Genomic DNA, 21,988 nt, shown 5'->3' with positions numbered 1-21,988 from the left:
TATTTATCTTTAGAAACGTTCCTTCTCAATCAATGCTAACCTATTTGACACTACAAAAGCCTATTGTGAAATCTGTAGCTTAAATTTTATTTAGAAACTTTAAGTTTCATCCCAGGTTTAAGTTTTGTTCCACTAATACCGTTCCAACTTTTTATATTTGACACGCTTACCCCAGGAAACTTACTTGCTATTTTCCATAGAGAATCACCTGTTTGTACTGTATACGTTGTAGCATTTAAAGGTTTACTTGATGAAGAACTTACTTTAGTATTAGAAAATGGCTTACGGGGGTAAATCGTAAGTCGCTGCCCAATTTTCAAAGAATTTGAGCGCAAGTTATTCCACTTTTTAATTTGACTAACTCTTACCCCATACTTCGCTGCTATTTTACCCAAATAATCTCCACTACGCACACGGTATCTTATTTGTGAACTAGCGGTTTGAACCTTAGGAAGAGGCTTTTCTCTTTTATCTAATTCCGCTTTCGCGAAAGCGTAAATTGCCTGTTCATTCTGTACAAACTTTCCAACATTTTCAATAGGAAGGCGTACATAGTATTTCTTGTTTTTAACAACAGGAATAATGTCTAGCTTATACTGAGGGTTTAAAAACTGAACGACCTCTAGAGGTACCCCCACAATACTTGATACTTGATCTAGGGTTATAGTTTGTTTTACGTGTACAGTATCTGTAGCAAAGTAGTTTACAGGTGCTTTTTCTGGAGAATATCCATGCTCCTCTGCGTACTCAAATATATACATGGTCGCTAGAAACGCGGGTACATATCCAGCAGTTTCATGAGGTAAGTTTCCTCTAATATTCCAATAATTCTTATATCCCCCAGAGCGGCGTATTGCTTTAGAAACATTTCCAGGTCCAGAGTTGTAGGATGCTAAAGCAAGATCCCAATCTTCATGTATTTTATAGAGTTGTGATAGATAGGCGCAAGCCGCTTCTGTAGCAGCAATAGGATCCATACGATCGTCTACATAGCTATTAACCTCTAAGTCAAACATTTTACCAGTCCCAAACATAAACTGCCACAAACCTGTGGCCCCTACTCTAGACTTTGCTCTTGGTCGCAGTGCGCTTTCTACGATAGCAAGATATTTCATCTCAAGAGGTATATCGTATTTGTCAAGGCGTTCTTCAAACATAGGGAAGTAAAACTGACTAACAGCCATTAGCTTCTCCATGGTAACTTTGTGACGCTTTAAATAGCGATTAATCACATTCTCTAACGACGGATTATAATCGACATTAAAGGGTGTTCTTGCATTAATAGCAGCAAGTCGCTTTTTAAGAGTGTCTGTAGGTAATTCAAGGCTTACTTCTTCTTTATACTTTTTTACAGAGCGCATCTGCCTTATAGAGTCATACAGATCCATTCTGGCAAGTTCTTTACGCCACCTCATATCTATAAGTGCAGCTTGTTGATTATCCTCGAGATTAAAAACAACAGAATCTTTTATAGTAGTTGCTATTTGTATTTTAGAAAGGTCTTTAGAGACCGCGTGCGTTGTTAGGGTATCAATAACCGTGATTGTATCGCGCTGTAGCTGTTTTGTATGAGTGCTTTCTATTTTTCGCTTCTCAATTGAGGAAGAATTTTGCGCATTTGCAAAGGAGGTAAGTAAAAATAAAAGGGCTAAGAAATAAGTTGTAGTGTGTTCTTTCTGCATTTTCTTCATAGTGACGTAACGAAATATACGGGAAAATCGTGTGGTTCAAAAAATTTCTAAGACACAAATAAGATTAACATGTCTTTTTCTCTACATGCAATGCAAGAAGCATCCCCTTTTGACCTCCTTTATTTTACAAGAAAACTGAAATACAACTTCACCATCACTGTATTGCAGCAATCCCCGGTAATGTTTTACCTTCTAACATCTCAAGCATAGCACCACCACCCGTAGATACATAACTTACTTGATCGTCAAATCCAAATTGCTTGACGGCTGCCACACTATCTCCTCCTCCTACAAGGGAGAATGCACCATTTTGTGTTGCTTGAGCTATACTCTTACCTAAAGCTATAGTGCCACCAGCAAAGTTTTCAAGCTCAAAAACACCTAGTGGTCCATTCCACAAAATAGTTCTTGCTCTATTAACAACTGCATCCAACACAACTCGTGATTTAGGACCAGCATCTAATCCTTGCCATCCTTCTTCAATTTTGTTTATCTCGCTTACTCTGGTATTTGCATCGTTTGAAAATTCATCTGCAGCAATAACATCTATCGGTAAATGAATTTGAACATTTTTTTCTTTTGCTTTTTTCAAAATATCCAATGCAAGATCCATTTTATCATCTTCACAAATAGAATCTCCTATTTGTCCACCTTGAGCTTTTATAAATGTAAATGCCATTCCTCCCCCAATTATCATTTCATCTACTTTATCTAAAATATTTTCAATTACCGTAATTTTTGATGATACCTTAGAGCCGCCTAAGATTGCTAATACAGGGCGCTCGCTATTGTTTAACACACGGTCTAAGCTCTCTATTTCCTTAGCAAGTAACGCTCCAAAACATTTATTTTCTGGGAAAAATTGCGCAATAACCGTTGTTGAGGCGTGAGCTCTATGTGCGGTGCCAAACGCGTCACTTACATATACATCTCCCAGCTCACTTAATTGCTTAGCAAAGTCAAGATCACCTTCTGTCTCCTCTTGGTAGAATCTTAAGTTTTCAAGAAGTAAAATTTTACCCATTTCCAACTCTGCTGCAGCTTTTGTTGCTTCTGGACCTACACAATCATCTACAAAATTTACTTCAACACCTATTACTTCAGAAATTTTACTGCAAAGTTGACCTAGTGAGAATTCCTCTTCTTTATTTTTTGGTCTTCCTAGGTGGGACATCAATATTGCGGCACCGCCATCTTCTAATACTTTTAAAATCGTGGTTTTTGCCGCTTCAATACGAGTTACATCCGTGATTTCTCCATTATCATCTAATGGTACGTTGAAATCAACACGAATTAAGGCTTTTTTATCTTCAAAATTTATGTCTGCAATAGTTTTCATCCTCTATAAAAATTTTTACTAGCAAATATACCTTTTGTCATTGGTAGTCAAAGCTTATTTTCAAAACTTGCTAGTTTAAGGACACTAAAATTATCCATTTATCATCGATTTACGCTTTCGCGAAAGCGTACTCACACACTCTATATTTAGATAAGAAGGTATACCTCTTTATCTGTTGAGCATTATATTTGCCTTATGCAATTTTCAAGTATCGTAGGCCAAGAGTTTATTAAGAATCACCTCACAACGAGTGTCGATGCTGGCCGCATTGCGCACGCACAACTATTTATAGGTCCTTCGGGAGTAGGTGTGTTACCTATGGCGATTGCATATGCGCAATATATATTATGCTCTAATACTGGGAGTGAAAATTTAAATGGTAATCAAGCCTGTAATTTAAAGTTTGAGTCGCTTTCTCATCCAGATTTGCATTTTGCTTTTCCAGTTGCTATCAACGGAGACGTAAAGAAAAATCCAGTCTCAAATTTGTTTATGAATGACTGGCGCTCGTTTGTACAAGAAAATCCTTACGGAGATCTCTATGAATGGCACCAGCATATTGGTATAGAGAAAAAACAGGGTCAAATAGGCGTCAATGAAGCCTCTGAAATTAACAAGTCACTCTCATTAAAAGCGTATGAAGGGGGGTACAAGGTGATGATTATTTGGGGCATTGATAAAATGCATACCAGTGCTTCTAACAAATTGCTTAAGTTACTTGAAGAACCTCCAGAAAAAACATTGTTTCTTTTGCTGTCTGAAAGTGAAGACGGGATCATAGATACCATAAAGTCGAGATGCCAAGTCTTGCACTTCCCAAAACTAAGTGAGCCACAGATTGCCCAAGCCTTAGAAACAAATTATCCAGTACCGGTCTCAATTGCAAACAAAATTGCCCATCAAGCCCAAGGGGATTATAATAAAGCAATCCATTTATTAAATCAAGATGGTGATGACATAGAGTTTGAAAAATGGTTTGTCTCTTGGGTGAGAACTGCCTTTCAAGCAAAGCGAAAAAAAGATGCCATTTTAGACCTAATGCAGTGGAGTGAAACGATTGCAAAATCAGGTCGAGAAACTCAAAAAAATTTCCTTGAATTTTGTGTGCAAATCTTTCGTCAAGCCTTACTCAAAAATTATAAAGCAAATGATCTTGTTTTTATGGAAATGGAAACCGGTTTTGAACTTTCAAAATTTGCACCTTTTATACATAATAACAATATTTTTCCTATCGTAGAAGCAGTTCAAGAAGCTTCGTACCATATCGAAAGAAATGGTAATGCAAAAATTATTTTCACTGATTTATCTATAAAACTTACTAAGCTATTACATACTAAGTCATAGAATATCAATTAAATGTTAAATCGTTTAGATGCGACTAAATATTTTTTTAGGCTTAAATATTTTTTATTTTTAGTAATCTAAATACAATTTAAATGCTAAAATCACAATATTTTCTCCTTTACAAGGTAAAATCTAGATATTCTTTAAAAAGTTTAAAGCTGGGCTTAAATTCAATGGATTTAAAACGCCATCTTTTATAGAGAATTATAGTAGGAATTCTAAAAAATAATTAGATGATTTTGGTAATTGAGAATAAAAAAAAGGTGCGTTTCAGCACCCTTTTTTAATCATATAATTCTTGAAGTTAATCCTCTATTTCTGAATCGTATTCTGAATTTAATTCTGCAAGAATTTCTTCTGTAAGATTTAATTCATCTTTTCCATAAAGTACGCTTCCTGCATCGTTAGATCCATAGATAAAATCATATCCTTTTGCTTGACCATAAGATTTTACTTTATCCTTTACCTTCTTTATTAAGCTATCAATTGCACCTTGACTCTCGGTTTGTAATTGGCCAATTTTCATCTGACGTTCTTGCTGTAACTGCTGTGCTTCTGCATTCAGAGCAGCATATTGCTTTTCGGCCTCTTTACGAGCCATAGAAGGACCATTTTTTCTAAAAAGATCTTCTTTAATCTGATATGCTTGGATTTTTGGCTCTAATTCTGCATTAATTGCATCTCCTTTTGCACTAAACATGTCTTTTGTTTCCTTAAGCTCATTATATTCAGTTAAAAGTTCTTCTGTATCAACATAACCTGTTTTTTGTTGAGTACATGACAGAGATAATAATGCAGTAGCTGCGATTACAAATAATTTTTTCATGATATAAATTTTTAATTTTGGCGAAAATATGATATAAAATTTAATCACCACTATTTTGTATAATGAAAACACTAATATGGTGTCAACTCTAAGAATAAAGATTATATATTAATTTTTTATTTTTAATAGAATATAGCTATATAAAAACGAGCCGCTGCATTAGTTTTAAGAGTGTATAAAAATTCTACCAGCAAAGTATATAGATAAAGAGTTTAAAGTGGCTTAAAACGGCTATTTTTGATTTTTAACGTGTTTTATAACATATATTTGTGATGAATAGCCACAAGATTTTCTTGCTCTCAAGTTAGACTTTGTAGCTACTTTAAACGCACGTAAAAAATTAATTTTCTTAGAAAGATATTTTTCAGAGAGTAAGCTCACGTAATAGGCATCAAATTTTAAAGGCTTTATTGCGACAACCTCAAGTCCAACTTTGTCAAAAATTTTCACAACAGATTTTTGAGAAAAATGATAGAGATGTCTAGGGACATCAAAAGCTGCCCAATAAGAATTATAATAAGAAGCATCATAAGCCTCAAAGTTTGGAACCGCTACAAACAAAGTTCCATTTTTCTTGAGGTGGCTTTTGAGCCATTTTATGTGATTCTCTAAATCATAAACGTGTTCCAAAACATGCCACATGGTAATACACTCAAATGAGCTATTTATATCTTTAAGATTTTCTTGCAGTTGCAACCCTTTTTTTTGAGCCAGAAGCCTTGCTTTGGGATTAGGCTCTACCCCACTCACTTTCCAATTTTTCTTAGAAAGGTAATTGATAAAGTCTCCTGTGCCAGCTCCAATATCTAACACACTCCCTTTTTCGTCATGAAATGAACGTAATAGTTTATGCTTTTGGATAAGAGAGATCTTTTTTACACTCTGGTATGCAATGTCAAATAAAGATCTTTTACTATCTGTATGAGAAATGTAATCCTCACTTTCATAATAATTAGGCAAATCCTTTAACGCTGGTTTTGGATCTGTATAGTACATATGCAAATCCTTATCATATCTTAATACGAAAGTTTGCTGACTAATAGAATGATCTTTAACCTCAATATCTTTAAACATAAATACAATAGAATGATATTAAAAATTCAATTTGGGAAACACTTTTTTATTTTGTTTCACGTGGAACTTTAAAATTATCTACCCATATAAACCAACATGACGCTTATATCTGATGGTGAAACGCCACTTACACGTGATGCCTGAGAAATGGTAACAGGTCTAATTTTTGATAATTTTTCTCGAGCTTCAAAGGATAAAGATTTTAATTTGGAATAATCAAAATCATCTGGGATTTTAATGTTTTCGAGTCGCTGTAATTTATCTGCGTTTGCTTTTTCTTTTTCAATATATCCAGCATACTTAATTTTAATCTCTGCTTGTTCAAGAACTTCTTGTGATAGATTATGATCTTTGATATATGTAGCAACTTTATCAAAAGAAACCATATCGTCGAGATGTATTTGAGGTCTTGAGAAAACTTTATACATTTTATCAGATTGTCGCATAGGAGATGAACCACGTTCTTCTAAAATATGATTAACTTCCTCTGGAAGAATACTAGTTTCTTCAAAAAATCGAACTAGTTGGTTAGCTTCTTGCTTTTTCTTTTCCATTGTTTGAAGTCGTAAATCACTAGCTAAACCTACAGCATTTGAAAGCGGTGTTAAGCGTTCGTCTGCGTTATCTTGTCGAAGTAGTGTTCTATACTCAGCACGAGAAGTAAACATTCTGTATGGCTCTTCTGTTCCTTTCGTAATTAAATCATCAATAAGAACTCCTATATAAGCTTCATCCCTTTTAAGTGTGAATGGATCTTTTTCTTTCACCTTGAGATGCGCATTCATCCCAGCCATTAATCCCTGCGAAGCTGCTTCTTCATAACCTGTGGTTCCATTAATTTGACCAGCAAAATATAAACCACTTACAAGTTTTGTTTCTAACGTATGTTTTAATTGTGTAGGTGGGAAATAATCATATTCTATCGCATATCCTGGTCTAAAAAACTTTACATTTTCAAAACCTACAACAGAACGTAGCGCATTAAACTGTACATCTTCTGGCAATGAAGTAGAGAATCCATTCACGTAAATCTCACAAGTATCCCATCCTTCTGGTTCAATGAATAATTGATGTCTATCCTTATCTGCAAATCTGTTAATCTTATCTTCTATAGAAGGACAATATCTAGGACCTAAAGATTTTATTCTTCCGTTAAACATAGGAGAACGATCAAAACCCTCACGCAAAAGATCGTGAACTTCTGGAGAGGTATACGTCATGTGACAAGCTCTTTGTTTACGTAAAGGAGTTGTTTCTTCTGAGTAAGAAAATTTTTCTGGTCTTTCATCTCCAGGTTGAATGATCATCTTAGAAAAGTCTAAAGACCTTCCATCCACTCTAGGAGGTGTTCCTGTTTTCATCCTTCCAGATTCAAAACCGAGGCTTAATAACTGTTCCGTGATTCCCGTAGCCGCTCTCTCTCCTGCTCTTCCACCACCAAATTGTTTATCTCCTATATGAATCAAGCCATTTAGAAAAGTGCCATTTGTAAGAACCACAGACCTGCCTCTAACTTCTATACCAAGAGAAGTTCGCACCCCTACTACAGAATCATTTTCCACAATAAGGCCACTTACCATTTCTTGATAAAAATCAAGATTGGGTGTTCTTTCTAAACGCAATCTCCACTCTTCTGCAAATCGCATCCTATCGCTTTGAACTCGTGGAGACCACATAGCAGGACCCTTTGATTTATTGAGCATCTTAAATTGGATTGCTGTCTTGTCTGAGACAATCCCACTATAACCACCTAAGGCATCAATCTCACGGACGATTTGCCCTTTTGCAATACCACCCATGGCAGGATTGCAAGACATTTGTGCAATGTTTTGCAAATTCATAGTGATAAGAAGTGTTGAACTTCCCATATTAGCAGCAGCGGTGGCGGCTTCACAACCTGCATGACCAGCACCAACTACGATTACATCATATGTATCTAGAAATAGACTCATTGTTTCACGTGGAACATACTATCTTAGAAAGAGAAAAGTAAAAGATTCTGCTTTCGCGAAAGCGTATTCGGTTTTAAAATTAACATGCAAAGATACACAGTTATAAAGTGTATAGCACAGATATTAAATGATTTTGAGGGCGTAAGAAAAATACTACCCCATTAAGGCTAGGTATAAATTTTCCTTGCTACGCATTAACTTTTTCTCCTCTTCTAATTTATCCTTGTAGCCACAGTAGTGCAGTATGCCGTGTACCATTACCCGACATAATTCATCACTAAAAGAGACATTAAAATCACTTGCGTTTTCCTCTACTCTTTGTGTAGAAATATAGATGTCACCATTTAAAACATTACCCTGAGAGTAGTCAAAACTTATAATATCAGTAAGGGTATCGTGGTTCAGAAAATCAACATTAAGTTTATGTAAATAGGCGTCATCACAGAATATAAAATTAATCTCGCCAATATCCTTTTTTTCAGAGATAATTACATTTGACAACCATAGAATAATGCGCTCCGGATTGACTATTTGAAATTCGTTTGTACTATTAAATTCTATCATCAGTTTCTTGGAAATAATCTTGAATTTTCTTTTTATATTCTTCTTTAATGGGCAGTGCTTTTCTACTTAAAATTTCTGTAGTGTTAAAATATTGCTTTGCCGTGTTGAGAAGAGAATTAAGGCTATTGTCATACTCCAATATATTAGTTGCAGATTCCCTTTTTTTATCTTCTCCTTGCTGTAATGTGGCACTTTCTAACTTCAATAATTTGTGCTTGAGATTAAGCATTTTTTCTAAAACCTCGTTAGAAAAGCCTTTGTCCAATAATTGTTGTTCTACATTTTCCATGTCTCGAACTAATTGCTGAGCGCCATTACCTACTCCTTCCTTCTGGATAGCATCTTCTAGTTGTTGACGTAGTTTAGATTGTTGCTTATATATCTCGTATAGTAAACCTTGTTGATAATCGTCTTGATTATTGGGATTATCTCCCTCATTACTATTACCAGATGCTGAATTATTTGGGCTGGATGAAATACCTTCGTTGCCTTTACCTTCTCCTTGGTTGTTTTCATTATTGGCACTTGGTGTTTTGCCAGGCTCTTCATCTTTTCCTCCTTGACTAGATGAACTTCCCTTAGATCCTTCATTAGAAGCTGTCGCCTTTGACATTTGCTTATTAAGTTGTTCTTGGCTTTGTATGATATCTGGTAGTTGTTCTCCTCCTCCACTACCAGATCCTGGCTGAGGAATTCCTTGACCACTACCTTTACCACTTCCAGACATCATAGCATTTTGCATATCATCTAGAGATTGACTCAATAAATCTGCGAGTTGGTTTGCGCCGCTGACTACATATTGTTGACTGCTCACGCCTTGATTAATTTCACTCTCTGCTAAACGCTCAAGAGCTTTATCCATATTATAATCTATATCTACTAAGGCTTCGTTTATTACTTCATCAAGCTTAGGTTGCCTAAGGGCTAAGGCATAGAGACTATCATCTATATGTGTAAAATTTTGCTTTAAAATATTTTGACGCTTTAATTTTGCAGCATAATTAGGATTCTTACCATCAATACGCCTGAATTCATTCATAATAGCCTCTTCTTCGAAGCTAAAAACCAGAAGATTATCTAAAACTTGTCGTAACATTTGTGCATCTTCTTCTAAGGATTTCTCTCCAGACATTTGCATTTGTTGGGCTATAGCATTGCCCATTTGCTTCATTTTAGAAGCAGCCTTTTTTTGATTTTTTTGTGCCTCAGAAATATTGCTTTTTTTGTCACCACCCTCACTGTTATTCTTATCAAGATTGGTAGAGGCTTGTTTTTGTTCTTCATTTATTTCTTTCTGCTTTTTTTCGTCAGTAGGAAGGTCTAACGGTTTCTTGAGGTTAGAATTTTCTTTTTCTAGAGCTGTTAAAGATTTTTCGATGTTTTGAAATTCTTTATTGAGTTGGTCTTGTTTTTCTTGTGTGTTTTCAGGCCCAGATTTTTTACTGAGTGCTTCTTGGATTTCGGCTAGTTTTGCAAGTTCATTAGTAATTTGTTCTGCTTTTTTTTGAACATAATATCGCTTTGTAAGTTCAACCATTTGTTCTAGGTTTCGTTTGTTATTACGATTTTGTTTTTCTAATTGTTCGAGTTTTTCTGAGAGTTTTTCTTTTGGCATTTTCTCTCTAAGCTCTTGAAGCTCTTTGAGTAACTTTTCATTTTCTCTTGCCTTTTTTTCTTGTCTTTCTAAACGGTCTTTGAGAAGTGCTTTATCCTCATCATTGAGATCGTTATCCTTTTGAAATTCTTCTAAGTTTTGTTTTAACTGCTTCGAAAAATCTTTCATTAAAGCTTCCTGTTTCTCCTGTCTATTTAAGAAATTTTCAAGCTTTTTTTGATCATTAAAAGTAAGTTTATCTTTCTCCTTTTGAGTCTTAGTTATTTCTTGTAATTCCTTTTCTCTATCATTAATTTTAGATAATGACTTATCAAAATTTTTGATTACAGCCTCCTGATTGTCTAATTGTTTTTTTTCAAGTTCTTCTCTTGTGAGTTTGACGAAACTATATACAGTACTCTTTGTTTTTTTATAATTATGTAAAACGTCATTATCAAAAATTTCAAAATAATAATTATAATTAACCCCTTTTTCTAAATTTAAATTGTTGGGAAAAGCATATACGAATTGATCTACGTTATTAGAACTAATTGAAATTTGATCATAGAATTTTTTGTCAGAATTTTCAGGGTAGTATACAAGTTGTAGTTTTGATAAACCATAATCATCACTTACCGTTCCATAAAAATACTGCTGTTGCTCATTTATTGTATCTCGCTTTGAGTTAAGTTCTATCTTAGGATATTGATCCTTAACTACTTGAAGAGTATACACTAAACGCTCATAATTTTTAAGCTTTTCATTACTTGTTCTAATTTCATAGGTTGTGTTGTTAAAGATACTTCGTGAGAGGTCAAACGAGTATTGGGCTCCTTCCCTATTCTCTAAAGAAAAAGGTTGAACACTATCTTTTATTATAAAGTCTATTTCACTTGTTTCCCGTGCTCCTAGATTCCATGTTACTTTTGTCCCCTCTGGTATAATAGCATTCCCCGTATTTTGAAGTTTATCGCTAAGTTTTTTAGTATAATTAGGATAACTAAGCTCCATCACAAATTGAGTAATAATAGGTGCTTTTACAATCTCGATACTATAATTTTTAGATAATACTTTATTACCTTTTAAATAGAAATCTATATTAGAAAGAGGTTTTTCAAAAACATAGGTGTATTCACCAGGAGCAATTTGTTGTAAAAAATATACCTCATTATTGTAATGGATAGAAACGTCCTCTGGGATGATAGACCCTACTGTTCGAATGTGAAGTTCGTAATCTGTATTTTCTATGCCTTGAAGGTTTTCATTTAATATAAAAAAACTAAAAGGAGCTGGTGCTTTGTATGCTTTATTATAGTTTATAACTCTATTGTAACTAGATTGTAATACCTTACCCTGTCCTAAATAATTTACTAAAAGAAATATAAAAAGAGGGATTAAAGCATATTTAAAATAATGGGTGTTTTTTTTAAGATCTATTGCAAGTTTAAACGGAATGGGTTCTAATTCTTTACACTTCTGTTCCACACTAGCTAGTGATAGTTCGGAGTGTTGATGAATGTTTTTAAGCTGTAAAGTGTTTACCAATTTGTCATTAACCTCTGGAAAATAGTTGCCTATTATATCTGCGGCATCAGTATAATTAATACCTTTTGATATCTTGAAAAGTCTCAATATTGGTATTAAAATGAATTTAGCAAATAAGCCAACTTCTACTAAGATGAATAACCAAAATAAAACTGTTCTCCCAGCAGGACTTAACCATAAAAAATATTCTACAAAAAGAATAAATAGAAAATAAAGAGCACCAAATGCAACAAACAGAATAATTCCTTTCAGAAGTTCGTTTATATAAAACTTACTAATAAAAGACTCTAGTTTCTTTTCAATTTGTTCATATCTTTTCATCTTCTCTCCTTTCTATAAATCAACAACTAAATTACTATTTTATTATGTTTTAAAAATAGTATACTTTGTAGTCAGAAAACCTTGACAGTTACACTCCCTAAATGCTCAATATATTACTATTAAATTCATAAAGCTATGAAAGACTTAAAATATCTAACCGCATATACCATACCGCTTTGTGCATTTATAGGGCTTACTCAACAAGGTGTTTTTGTATGGCTTACTCCTGTTTATGTATTTATACTCGTACCTATACTAGAGAGTATTTTTCCAGTGAATACAATCAATATAACTGAAGTTGAAAAAGAACCTAAAAAGAACTTACATTGGACAGATGCCCTTTTATACCTCAATCTTATAATTGTCTATGGAACCCTTCTCTTAACACTTCAAACTGTTGCAAATCATGAACTAACACTTACTGAGGTGATAGGGCTCGTCTTTTCTTGCGGTATTGTAATAGGTTCAAACGGTATAAATGTAGCGCATGAACTGGGTCATAGAAAGACAAAGATAGAACAGTTTATGGGGAAATTACTTTTACTGCCTGCCCTATACATGCATTTTTTTATAGAACATAATCATGGTCATCATCTCAATGTAGGTACACCTAAAGATCCTGCAACAGCAAAGTATAAGCAAACGGTATACGCTTTTTGGATTTCATCTGTATATAAACAATATCTAAATTCATGGAAAATACAAATGAATTTATTGCATCGGTCTAATGATTCGTTCTTCTCAATCAAAAATGATATGTTATGGTACCTCTTGATACAAGGGAGTTACTTAGCGACTTCATATTGGTTCTTTGGGACACAAGGGGTAGTTATTGTTATATGTGCAGCCATTGCTGGTTTTCTACTACTAGAAACCATAAATTATATAGAACATTATGGTTTAAAACGTAATAAAACTGCTAGTGGTCGCTATGAGCGTGTACGCGAGGTACATTCTTGGAATAGCAATCATATCTTTGGAAGAATATTGTTATATGAGCTTACCAGACATAGCGACCACCATTACCGTGCAAGTAAGAAATATCAGCTATTGGACTATCACGATGTGAGTCCACAATTACCGTATGGATATCCTACCAGCATGGTATTATCTTTGGTTCCTCCACTATGGTTCAGCATTATGAATAAAAGAATTCCTAAAGATCAGTTACCTCATTAGCGAAGTTTTATTGAACAAAATACGCTTTCGCGAAAGCTAAAAACTTTCAAGACTAAAGGTCAATATTTTTGACCCCGTAAAAGTATCTTTGTACAAAATTTAATATTATGTCTCAAAATGTTAGAGTGCGATTTGCACCTTCTCCTACTGGACCCTTACATATAGGTGGTGTACGTACAGCTCTTTTCAATTATTTATTTGCAAAAAAATATGGTGGTACTTTTATACTTCGTATTGAAGATACCGACCAAAACAGGTACGTGCCTGGCGCTGAAGATTATATAAGAGAGAGCTTAGACTGGTGTGGTATTTCTTATGATGAGGGACCCACTAAAGATGGTGGGTTTGGACCTTATAGACAAAGCGAACGTAAAGATAAATACGAAGCTTATGCTCAAGAGCTTATCGCTTCTGGAAATGCTTATTATGCGTTTGACACTGCAGCTAGCTTAGATGATCACCGCAAAGATCATGAGGCAAAAGGCAAGACATTTATATATAACTGGCACAATCGTTTAAAGCTAGATAATTCTCTCGTGATATCTACAGAAGAAACACAGCAACGTATCGACAACGGTGAAGCCTATGTAATACGCTTTAAATCTCCGCAAGATCACCGCTTGCAATTACAAGATGAGATTAGAGGTAATATGGAAATAGATACAAATATCTTAGATGATAAAGTTCTTTTCAAATCAGATGGTATGCCTACCTATCACCTGGCTAATGTTGTAGATGACCATTTAATGAAAATTACACACGTAATTCGTGGTGAGGAATGGTTGCCGTCTCTTGCCTTGCACCAATTATTATACGATGCTTTTAAATGGCAAGCTCCTATTTTTGCCCATTTACCGCTTATTCTCAAACCTGTAGGTAAAGGAAAACTAAGTAAGCGTGATGGAGATAAATTAGGGTTTCCAGTATTCCCTCTTCAATGGGTAGACCCCCTTAAAAAGGAAATTTCTACGGGATATAGAGAAGATGGTTACTTTCCAGAAGCTGTCGTTAATATGCTTGCTTTTTTGGGCTGGAATCCAGGTACTGAACAAGAGATTTTTACATTACAGCAGCTTGTTAAAGCTTTTGATCTACATAAAGTGAATAAAGCAGGTGCAAAATTTGACCCAGAAAAGACTAAGTGGTTTCAACAACAGTATATGCAATTATCTGATAATGAAATTATAACTGATTCTTATATAACATATTTAGATAGCATAGGAATAAAAGCTTCAAAAGCGTTTACTTCAAAAGTTGTTCATCTACTTAAAGAGCGAACAGTATTTATAGATGATTTTTGGAAACTTGGAAGTTTTTTTTACCAATCACCAAAGGATTTTGACGTTAAAGCCGTTAAAAAAGCCTGGAAAGAAGATACTGCTGCTATAATGAATGAAGTAGTTATTATACTAGATAATGTCTCAAACTTTACTACAATAGATGTACAAACAGCTATCAAAGAATGGATTGTTGATAAAGGGCTGGGCTTTGGTAAAGTTATGCAACCATTGAGATTAAGTCTAGTAGGTTCTATGCAAGGACCTGACGTTTTCGAAATAGCCACTACCATTGGTAAACAGGAAACACTTGACCGCATTAACTACGCGATACAGCGCTTAAGTTAATGTACTATAATAGAGAGCTAAAAAGATGCATTGTACTAGTGCATCTTTTTTCTTTGTAAGAACTTTTATAAATAAAATACTAGTCCAGCAGATAGTATGGATGCAGTACCTTTAAATCCTGTTGCTTGTGGATCTACACTGAGAAGTCCTTGTTTGTTTAGATTATTTAAAATATTTGTAAAGCCATACTGATATTGCAATATGAGTCTTACCCGCTCAAAACCTCCTGTTAGCCCTACTACACCAAAACCATTTATACGTGAAATTTCTTGAATATCACTAGCTGTTAATGTTGTATATCCAGAGACTATATTATTTTCTTGGCTTGTACCGTCCACCTTCATTTTACCGTTAATAAGTAACGCTGGCCCAAAATCTATCGCTAGGTGTTTGTCAATGAGATTATAACTGAGTAATAAATTAAGCTGTGCGCCTATAACATTAAACCTCGTATCTTCTGATTGGGTTTCTCCTAAAGCTATGGTTTGTATATTAACAGATGAACTCAGAAAGTCAATACCATAGACCATACTAAAATCGTTATAAATTCTTCCTCTAGTGGTTAGACCTGCTATAAAACCTACATCTTTTTCTGATTGAAAATCTGAAGTGTTTATATCTAATAGTGCAATTCTCCCTTGCAAACCTATGCGGTTATAATTACCACTTCCTGAAGCGCCTTGAGCTGCTAGTGTTATTGAAAATAATAGAAACAGAAGTAAGTTAACGTATTTCATTCGTATTTTTTTTAATGGAATTTAAGGAAAACAACATCTGAAAGATAAAATAACTTTTAGATCTGAATCAAATTATTAGGTTAACTGTTACATTTTATCGATAATGTAGACATATATTTAAGAACTAAAGTAAAACCTCCACAAACTTAAATAACTCATTATGGGACAAATAGTACTACCAGTTTTAATTTTTCTAGCTATATTAATAATTATATCTGGAATATTCATGGTCAAACAACAAACAGCTGCTGTTGTAGAGCGCTTTGGAAAATTTATAGGCGTTCGTAATTCGGGTTTACAATTTAAAATACCCATTTTTGATAAAATTGCTGGCCGGATTAATTTAAAAATACAGCAATTAGATGTTGTTGTTGAAACAAAAACGAAAGATGATGTTTTTGTGAGACTCAAGATTTCAGTACAATTTCAAGTAGTTAGGGATAATGTTTATGATGCCTTTTATAAACTTGAAAACCCACAAGATCAAATTACATCTTACGTATTTGATGTTGTACGTGCAGAGGTGCCTAAAATGAAATTAGATGACGTTTTTGAGCGTAAAGATGATATTGCTATCGCTGTAAAGCGTGAATTAAATGAAGCAATGTCAAATTATGGTTTTGACATCATTAAAACACTTGTAACAGACATTGATCCGGATTTGCAGGTAAAGGCTGCTATGAACCGTATTAATGCAGCAGAGCGTGAGAAAGTAGCTGCAGAGTTTGAAGCAGAAGCAGATCGTATCAAGATTGTAGCAAAAGCACGTGCAGAGGCAGAGTCTAAAAGATTACAAGGACAAGGTATAGCAGACCAACGCCGTGAGATTGCTCGAGGTCTAGAGGAGTCTGTAGACGTTCTTAATAATGTGGGTATCAACTCACAAGAGGCGTCTGCATTAATTGTTGTTACACAGCATTATGATACCTTACAATCAATGGGCGAACAGACTAATTCTAATCTAATATTGATGCCTAACTCACCTCAAGCAGGTAGCAATATGCTTAATGATATGATCACTTCTTTTGTCGCTTCTAATCAAATTGGGGAACAAATGAAAAAGGATAACGAAGCAAAAGGTATTGTTAACAGAAAGAAGGATAAAAACAATCTTGACGAAGAATAATATTTGAATTTTGCTAAAACAAAAAGCCCGGAGTGAAAATCACCTCGGGCTTTTTGTTTGAATCAATAATCTTTAATAGTCGTGTTTTTTCTTAATACTAGAGTTAGGTACTTCTTTAACTCTTTTATAACCGAAAATGACGCTCAATAACTTAGCTACTGCAGCTTTTTGGAGAATGGAACCAACCATACTACCTAAAGTGGATACCGGGGAAAGACCAAGGTTTACTCCGCCTTTTGCCCCTTTAAAATTTAATCTTAATTCTTCTTCACTTATTTGTCTTTTAAGCTTGAGAATTTTTAAATCATGTTCAATCTGATCAAAATTGTTATATATTCTCATCAATAAAAGGTTTTGTGGTTTCTTCTGGCATTACCTCATCTGGTGTATGATTACTAAATGCAATTTTACTAAACTTAGTTAAGAGCATGCGCTCCACAGGTTTTGCTGCAAAAACAAAAACTAAAATAAAAACTAGGAAGTAAAATGCGCCTACGATAAAATATCCAGCACTTAAGCTATTTAAGGATTCGTTTATAACAATAGCTATACCAATTGATATAAATACTAATGAGATAAGAGCTATAGTTACTCGCATACCTAAGTTTGCTGCGCCTATAAGTCCCTTCATTCCATTCTTAAAAAGACTTAGTTTATAATACTCTGCAGTATGATTTGCATACTCTTGACCATTATCTGTTAGTCCCTTAAGGTTATTCGTTAGTTTTTCAAAAGCCATAAATGCTTGGTTGGTTTAGTGATGCTTAAGATAATGCTTTATCTGCTTTTGCTTTTAATTCATCAACTTTTGCTCTTGTTTGTAATTTTGAATTCTGTAGTCTAAGGTCTGCTAGCTTTGACTCTAATGTTCCTATTACATCATCAGCTTTATGACTTGCAGTGTTTATAGTTTCATTAAGCTTCTCTTCAAATGTAAGTTTTGCTTTCTCTGCGTTAGTAGCAAGAGAACTTCTAGTTTCTTTAAGTTGCTGTACTAATTTTTCTTGCTCTTTCCTTGCTTTTTTAGAAAGATCTTTTCTAGTTTTTACGCCTTTTTCTGGAGCATAAAGAACTCCTGCGGCAGCACCTATGGCTCCACCTAAAACTAATGCTAATAATGTATTTCCTGACTTACTCATAATATTTTCTTTTTATTAATTAGTGAACATCAAAGATATTTTTAAGCCTACACCTTCTCCGTTAATAACCGGTTAATATCTTATAAGTTAAGTCCTAAACTTTGTTAAAAAAACTGGGTTTGAGCATCAAAGGTAACTATTGTCTTAATTTACGTTAAAAGGAACATAGATTTCTATTAAAATTTTGAAGCTGCCTCTTGTAATAACTCGTTTGTATCTTCTTTGGCTTTGGCAATGAACTCTTCGGCGCCTTCTATCTCAGAAATTTGTTTTTGTTGCGCTTTCGCGAAAGCGTATAAACTCTCCACCCCCGCAATTCTAGTTCCTATTTTCTTTGCTGCTGTATTAAAGAAACTTTTTACTTCCTCTTCAGAAAGTTTAATCGCATAATTCTGGATATCTGCAATTGTACTAATTCGTTTGGCATCAGGCAAATTGGCTAATTTCTTACCCAATTTATTTATTGTTGAAAGCGGTGATGCTTGCTGTTGTACTTGTTTAGCGGGCTGCTTTTGAGGTTGTTTTGGCTTTATTTTTGCCCAAGAATCTCTCAAGCCTACCGTTCTATTAAATACTAGTTTATCTGAACTACTTTCTTTGTCAACATTGAAGTATCCTTTACGCTGGAACTGGAAAATATCCCCAACTTGAGCTTCCTTAAGACTAGGCTCAAGATATCCCGTAATAATTTTAAGGCTGTCTGGATTGATAAATTCCATAAAGTCTTTATCCTCATGACCGTCTGGGTTCTCATCACTAAACAGTCTATCAAATAATCTTACCTCTGCCTCTACTGCATGCTTAACAGATACCCAGTGTAGCGTACCTTTTACGTTGCGTTTAGAGGCCTCTGTACCGCTGCCAGATCTACTTTCTGGATCATAAGTACAGTGTATCTCTATGATAGTACCGTCATTATCTTTTACTACCTTCTCCCCTTTTATGATATACGCATTCTTTAGACGGACTTCTTTACCTAATGTCAAGCGAAAGTACTTACTCCCTGCATTTTCCTTGAAGTCTTCACGCTCAATATAAAGCTCTTTACTAAATGGCACTTTGCGTTCTCCTGCACTTTCATCTTCTGGGTTGTTCTCTGCGTCTAGCCATTCTTCTTTATCATCTTGATAATTTGTAATGACCAATTTTATGGGATCAAGAACTGCCATTACTCTAGGTGCTATCTTGTTGAGATCTTCACGTATGTGGAACTCCAATAAAGCAACGTCAATCACATTCTCTCTTTTTGCAACACCTACCGCATCAATAAAATTTCTTATAGAGGCTGGTGTGTAACCTCTACGGCGTAAACCAGAAATTGTAGGCATACGAGGATCATCCCAACCAGAAACCACGCCCTCCTCTACTAATTTGAGAAGCTTGCGCTTACTCATGATGGTGTAGTTGAGATTTAGACGGGCAAACTCGCGCTGCTTTGGTCTCAAATCTTTACCAGTATATACTTGATCTAAAAACCAATTATAAAGCTCTCTGTGTGGCTTAAATTCTAAGGAGCATAAACTGTGTGAAATTTGTTCGATGTAATCACTCTGCCCGTGTGTCCAGTCATACATAGGATATACCACCCAATCACTTCCAGTGCGATGGTGATCTTTATGTAATACACGATAGATGATAGGATCACGCATTAACATATTTACGTGTTGCATATCTATCTTTGCCCTTAGCACATGTGCACCTTCTTTAAATTCTCCAGCCTTCATTCTAGAAAATAAATCAAGGTTTTCTTCTACAGTACGATCACGGTAGGGTCCAGCTATTCCTGGTTGCGTAGGCGTCCCTTTCTGTTCTGCCATAGCTTCACTCGATTGTGAATCTACATAAGCTTTACCATCTTTAATTAACTGAATAGTCCAATCATACAATTGTTGAAAGTAATCACTAGAAAATCGTACAGTATCCCATTCATAACCAAGCCATGAGACGTCTTCTTTTATAGCATCTACATATTCTTGCTCTTCTTTTGCGGGATTTGTATCATCAAATCTTAAGTTAACTGGCGCACCATAACGCTCTCCTAAACCAAAACTAATGCAAATCGCTTTACAATGTCCTATGTGTAAATAGCCATTAGGTTCTGGTGGAAATCTAAATCGTAAATCATCTCTTGTATAAGATCCGGCTAAATCTTCTTCAACAATTTGTTCTAAAAAATTCAATGATTTGTGTGTATCGCTCATAGATTAAAATGATATAGAGCACAAATTTACTAAAATAAGCACCGTAAGGTGCACTCCACAGTCTATAGATGTAACAAAAGACTTAAGAATACTACCTATCAAAAAATGATTTTATGAAAAATGTAAATTACACTTGCCCTAAATGCGCTAATACTTCATATACTACAGATCAAATGAGAGCTACAGGAGGAACACTCTCTAAAATTTTTGATGTTCAAAACAAAAAATTTACTTCTGTTACATGCTCAAGATGTACCTACACAGAATTTTACAAGACAAAAACTTCTGCATTGAGTAATGTTTTTGACTTTTTTACATCTTAGAAAAAGTCATTATTATCACATCATAACTCCTAATGAGTATTTTTACATCTTTAATCATTAGCTATTAAACATGGGAAAAATAAGAGTTACTAACATTCGTGTGTACGCCTACCATGGTTGTTTAAGTGAAGAAACTGCTATAGGCTCAGACTACAATGTAGATGTTGAGATAACAGCAGAACTTTCTAAGAGCGCACGCTCTGATAAATTATCTGACACTGTTGATTATGTGTTGCTTAATCGTATTGTGAAAGAGGAAATGGCTATACCCTCTGCCCTACTAGAAACTGTTTGTGAGCGTATACTTGTACGATTTTTTGATGAGGAAGCGCTCATTCAAGAAGCTACTGTTTCCGTCTCTAAGCTCAATCCACCTATAGGAGGTGATGTAGAAAGGGTTACTGTAGAACGTACTAAAGTAAAATAAATACAATGCATAAAAAAAGGAACAACTGAGAGTTGTTCCTTTTTTAGAGGTATCGAGCGGATTCGAACCGCTGTAGATGGTGTTGCAGACCACTGCCTAGCCACTCGGCCACGATACCAGTTACGGGATGCAAATATATTACTTTTTAAAGATTACTCATACAAATAGTAATGTTTACTGTGAAGATTCTCTAAAAAACAGTTCTTAAAGAGGTCATCTGCGTGATTTTTTTATAAATTTCTAAGTAATACTATCAGGGGTTATTTCTGGAACTGTCTTAAAACGTTCCATCTCTTGTTGTATATTAAACTCGTCAGATGGAATAAATCCTTTTGTTACGAGTATCAAACCACATAAAATAAGTACGAGCCCTAAGAGTTTTTTTACTTTAAAAATACGACGTGGCGTAAGGTATTTTTTAAGTTGTTTAGCAAGTGCAATTTTACCTATATCTGTTATTAAATAAGTAGCAATCATCACCGTAAAAAATCCCAACAATCTATTTTGATCATTTTCTACCGTAGGACCTATGATGATTAAAATTCCTAACCAGAAAACTAACACCCCTATATTGATAAAATTAAGCAGGAACCCCTTAGCAAATAATTGTGCATACCCCCCTTTCTTAATTTTTGTTCTACTAGGATCTATAGCATCTCGAGTAGGTTTTTTAAGATAAGTTGTAAGTCCATAAACTATAAGGATCGCTCCTCCAAAAACGTATAATCCAGGCTGATTACTTAAATTTTCAAGAAGCTGATAACTACTTAAATAGGCTACTATAATAAAAAGAATATCTGCTGTAACAACTCCCAAATCAAACGTGAAAGCTGCTCTAAATCCTTTTGTTGCGGCAGTTTCCAGAAGTACAAAAAATACGGGTCCTATTAAAAATGCTAGAAAAAAGCCTAAAGGAATCGCTGTATGTAAATCTTGAAACATATATGTCGCTGTCGTTTACACAAAGTTAGGTAAAAGCAT

The 21,988-nt window shown here is 34.6% G+C and carries 19 protein-coding genes and 1 tRNA gene; 6 read left to right on the top strand and 14 right to left on the bottom strand.

Features of this window, described 5'->3' with window-relative positions; genetic code table 11:
• Nucleotides 1-86: 86 nt before the first annotated feature.
• Complete coding sequence (locus OD90_RS08950) at nt 87-1,691, bottom strand: LysM peptidoglycan-binding domain-containing protein (RefSeq protein WP_409994635.1); 1,605 nt, start codon at nt 1,689-1,691, stop codon at nt 87-89.
• Between the two features lie 154 nt (nt 1,692-1,845).
• On the bottom strand, nt 1,846-3,030 hold the full coding sequence (locus OD90_RS08945) for a phosphoglycerate kinase (RefSeq protein ID WP_144668836.1): 1,185 nt from the start codon (nt 3,028-3,030) through the stop codon (nt 1,846-1,848).
• 195 nt (nt 3,031-3,225) lie between these two features.
• On the opposite strand from OD90_RS08945, the gene OD90_RS08940 reads away from it, so the two are divergent.
• Nucleotides 3,226-4,374 carry an ATP-binding protein gene (locus OD90_RS08940; RefSeq protein WP_144668835.1) on the top strand — a complete coding sequence of 383 codons (1,149 nt, stop codon included), beginning with the start codon at nt 3,226-3,228 and terminating at the stop codon, nt 4,372-4,374.
• Between the two features lie 304 nt (nt 4,375-4,678).
• On the opposite strand, the gene OD90_RS08935 is transcribed toward OD90_RS08940, so the two are convergent.
• The 5 genes from OD90_RS08935 to OD90_RS08915 all read right to left on the bottom strand — a co-directional run bounded on the left by OD90_RS08935 (nt 4,679) and on the right by OD90_RS08915 (nt 12,250).
• The gene (locus OD90_RS08935; protein ID WP_144668834.1) at nt 4,679-5,200 is read right to left on the bottom strand and encodes an OmpH family outer membrane protein; all 522 of its coding nucleotides are present in this window, start codon (nt 5,198-5,200) and stop codon (nt 4,679-4,681) included.
• 231 nt (nt 5,201-5,431) lie between these two features.
• Nucleotides 5,432-6,274, bottom strand: coding sequence for a class I SAM-dependent methyltransferase (locus OD90_RS08930; RefSeq protein WP_144668833.1), 843 nt, complete (start codon nt 6,272-6,274; stop codon nt 5,432-5,434).
• Between the two features lie 74 nt (nt 6,275-6,348).
• The gene (gene mnmG / locus OD90_RS08925) at nt 6,349-8,226 is read right to left on the bottom strand and encodes a tRNA uridine-5-carboxymethylaminomethyl(34) synthesis enzyme MnmG (protein WP_144668832.1); all 1,878 of its coding nucleotides are present in this window, start codon (nt 8,224-8,226) and stop codon (nt 6,349-6,351) included.
• Between the two features lie 153 nt (nt 8,227-8,379).
• Complete coding sequence (ybeY, locus tag OD90_RS08920) at nt 8,380-8,790, bottom strand: rRNA maturation RNase YbeY (RefSeq protein ID WP_144668831.1); 411 nt, start codon at nt 8,788-8,790, stop codon at nt 8,380-8,382.
• Nucleotides 8,777-12,250: a DUF4175 family protein gene (locus OD90_RS08915; protein WP_144668830.1), complete on the bottom strand. Its 3,474-nt coding sequence runs from the start codon at nt 12,248-12,250 to the stop codon at nt 8,777-8,779. The genes ybeY and OD90_RS08915 overlap by 14 nt, the downstream gene beginning before the upstream one ends.
• A 135-nt stretch (nt 12,251-12,385) precedes the next feature.
• Between OD90_RS08915 and OD90_RS08910 the strand changes: the two genes are divergently transcribed.
• Both OD90_RS08910 and gltX read left to right on the top strand, forming a co-directional pair.
• Nucleotides 12,386-13,429 (top strand): alkane 1-monooxygenase, encoded by a 1,044-nt coding sequence (locus OD90_RS08910; protein WP_144668829.1) that lies wholly within the window; start codon nt 12,386-12,388, stop codon nt 13,427-13,429.
• Between the two features lie 107 nt (nt 13,430-13,536).
• The gene (gene gltX, locus OD90_RS08905) at nt 13,537-15,054 is read left to right on the top strand and encodes a glutamate--tRNA ligase (protein WP_144668828.1); all 1,518 of its coding nucleotides are present in this window, start codon (nt 13,537-13,539) and stop codon (nt 15,052-15,054) included.
• 65 nt (nt 15,055-15,119) lie between these two features.
• Here gltX and OD90_RS08900 read toward each other — a convergent pair whose 3' ends face one another.
• The gene (locus OD90_RS08900; protein WP_144668827.1) at nt 15,120-15,791 is read right to left on the bottom strand and encodes a hypothetical protein; all 672 of its coding nucleotides are present in this window, start codon (nt 15,789-15,791) and stop codon (nt 15,120-15,122) included.
• A 160-nt stretch (nt 15,792-15,951) separates the two neighbouring features.
• Here OD90_RS08900 and OD90_RS08895 point away from each other — a divergent pair, with 160 nt between their 5' ends.
• Nucleotides 15,952-16,917 (top strand): SPFH domain-containing protein, encoded by a 966-nt coding sequence (locus OD90_RS08895; protein ID WP_144668826.1) that lies wholly within the window; start codon nt 15,952-15,954, stop codon nt 16,915-16,917.
• Between the two features lie 72 nt (nt 16,918-16,989).
• On the opposite strand, the gene OD90_RS08890 is transcribed toward OD90_RS08895, so the two are convergent.
• The 4 genes from OD90_RS08890 to OD90_RS08875 form a co-directional block, all read right to left on the bottom strand.
• Complete coding sequence (locus OD90_RS08890) at nt 16,990-17,259, bottom strand: hypothetical protein (protein ID WP_144668825.1); 270 nt, start codon at nt 17,257-17,259, stop codon at nt 16,990-16,992.
• Nucleotides 17,246-17,656, bottom strand: a complete 411-nt coding sequence (locus tag OD90_RS08885; RefSeq protein WP_144668824.1) for a phage holin family protein — start codon at nt 17,654-17,656, stop codon at nt 17,246-17,248. The genes OD90_RS08890 and OD90_RS08885 overlap by 14 nt, the downstream gene beginning before the upstream one ends.
• A 25-nt stretch (nt 17,657-17,681) precedes the next feature.
• Nucleotides 17,682-18,056, bottom strand: coding sequence for a YtxH domain-containing protein (locus OD90_RS08880; RefSeq protein ID WP_144668823.1), 375 nt, complete (start codon nt 18,054-18,056; stop codon nt 17,682-17,684).
• Between the two features lie 176 nt (nt 18,057-18,232).
• A complete protein-coding gene (locus OD90_RS08875) occupies nt 18,233-20,257 on the bottom strand; it encodes a glutamine--tRNA ligase/YqeY domain fusion protein (protein WP_144668822.1) in 2,025 nt (674 codons plus the stop codon).
• Between the two features lie 113 nt (nt 20,258-20,370).
• Between OD90_RS08875 and OD90_RS08870 the strand changes: the two genes are divergently transcribed.
• Together OD90_RS08870 and folB are read left to right on the top strand one after the other, a co-directional pair.
• Nucleotides 20,371-20,580: a zinc ribbon domain-containing protein gene (locus OD90_RS08870; RefSeq protein ID WP_144668821.1), complete on the top strand. Its 210-nt coding sequence runs from the start codon at nt 20,371-20,373 to the stop codon at nt 20,578-20,580.
• 70 nt (nt 20,581-20,650) lie between these two features.
• A complete protein-coding gene (gene folB / locus OD90_RS08865) occupies nt 20,651-21,007 on the top strand; it encodes a dihydroneopterin aldolase (RefSeq protein ID WP_144668820.1) in 357 nt (118 codons plus the stop codon).
• 47 nt (nt 21,008-21,054) lie between these two features.
• Here the strand turns inward: folB and OD90_RS08860 are convergent.
• Both OD90_RS08860 and OD90_RS08855 read right to left on the bottom strand, forming a co-directional pair.
• A tRNA-Cys gene (locus OD90_RS08860) sits at nt 21,055-21,125 on the bottom strand.
• 122 nt (nt 21,126-21,247) lie between these two features.
• Complete coding sequence (locus tag OD90_RS08855; RefSeq protein WP_144668819.1) at nt 21,248-21,949, bottom strand: LysE family translocator; 702 nt, start codon at nt 21,947-21,949, stop codon at nt 21,248-21,250.
• Between the last annotated feature and the right edge of the window lie 39 nt (nt 21,950-21,988).

This window comes from Dokdonia sp. Hel_I_53 (assembly GCF_007827465.1).
Lineage (GTDB): Bacteria > Bacteroidota > Bacteroidia > Flavobacteriales > Flavobacteriaceae > Dokdonia.
The sequence above is the reverse complement of the archived record's forward strand: the minus strand, read 5'-3'. Positions and strand labels throughout refer to the sequence as shown.